Below are 1,545 nucleotides of genomic sequence, written 5' to 3'. Positions count from 1 at the left end.
CAGTGGCACCTAAATTTGAGTAAGTTTGAGTTGCATCATCTCGTTTTAATTCATCAGAAAAATCAATATAAAACAGGGTGAATTCTAGGGATAGATATGGGTCTAAATAGTGTGTACCAATTTCATAATTATTGGCTTTTTCAGGTTGTAAGCCCTGCATGGTCAGATAGGCACCTGACGCATTGGTATTGGCCATTTGGCTATATTGTAGTGGTGCAAAAGATTTACCGTAGTTTGCAAAAATATTCCACAAATCATTGGCTTTATACATGACTGAAAAGCTTGGTAATACTGCATCATAGGATTTTTCAGCATGTACTCCGTTGAGTACCGATGCATCTTTATTTAATTTGTACATATTTTCGGTGGTTTTGATTTTCTCAAAACGAACACCAGGAATCAGAGACCATGCACCCACATCTGTGCGGTTGTCGATGAACAATGCATTTGCATCTGTTTTCCCGTCTGCTTTGGTCCAAGCATATTCATTTGTAGGGCCTGTGACCGTGTTATAGCTTGCACGATTAACCGCCTCTTCACTGGTTTCATGTAGATAGCGATAGCCCACAGAAACTTCATTTTCAGTAGTCCCAAGTTGGTACGCATGCGAATACCGTGGCTCGATTGCCGTCACTTTATAATTACGTGGCGCCGTTTGGTACAGTTTTGATCCACTACGTTCCATTCCTGCATCACGGAAGGTGTCAGTGTGATAGGCCAAAAGCTCAAAGGCATTGTCATCTTTTTTATAGCTGTATTTAACTGAACCGTCAGTACGATGCCCTTTCATATAATCATGATTGCGCAAGGACTGATATGGATTTTCAGCAAATTGAGCAGGGGTTAAACCTCCAGGCATATCTACATCTGCATCGTAGCGGTGTAGATTGGCTTCAATTTTTGCATATTCATCTATTGCATAAGCTGCTTTTAAGCGAATATCGTTGATGTCAGAGTCATCATTTTTATCGCGAAAACCCTCTCCATTAACGCCAGAATATAACAGCGCTAAGCCTAAACCGTTGTCTAAGGTTCCACCCACAAATAAGTTGGGGTTAAATTTTACATGACCGTTTTCTGCAATTTCTGTAGTGAGGTCTACCGTTCCAGCAAAGGTTTCAGGAATTGTACGCGAGTTAAAGTTAATAATCCCTCCTACATTTTGTGGCCCAAAGCGAACAGAGCCCGCGCCACGCACCACGTCGATACTTTCAGTATTGCCTAAACTAGTGGGTGCTAAGGAGAGTTGTGATTGACCATAAGGGGCAAACGAAAGTGGAACACCGTCCACGAGTACCTGTGAGCGTGGTGAAAACCGTGACGTTAAACCACGGACACCGATGCTTAACGATGCATCACTCCCTGCTGTTCCTGCATTTTCAGGAGCTTGAATACCAGGCACAGTGCGTAAAGCCTCTTTGACAGAAGTTACGCCTCGGTTAATCAACTCATCACGCTGAATGACTGTACGCGCTCCAGCATGATTTAGTACTTTCTGTGCATTGGCTTCATCTAACCAGTTGCCTTCGGCTTGCACAGTTATCG

General features: G+C 43.0%; 1 protein-coding gene. It reads right to left on the bottom strand.

Features of this window, described 5'->3' with window-relative positions; genetic code table 11:
* A partial coding sequence (locus MSG95_RS18845) for a TonB-dependent receptor family protein (protein ID WP_324645236.1) occupies positions 1-1,543 on the bottom strand: 1,543 nt, incomplete at its 3' end.
* Positions 1,544-1,545 lie beyond the last annotated feature (2 nt).

Source organism: Acinetobacter sp. IK23, assembly GCF_035615275.1.
Classification (GTDB): Bacteria; Pseudomonadota; Gammaproteobacteria; order Pseudomonadales; family Moraxellaceae; genus Acinetobacter; species Acinetobacter seifertii.
This window is presented reverse-complemented; position numbering and strand designations above follow the sequence as displayed.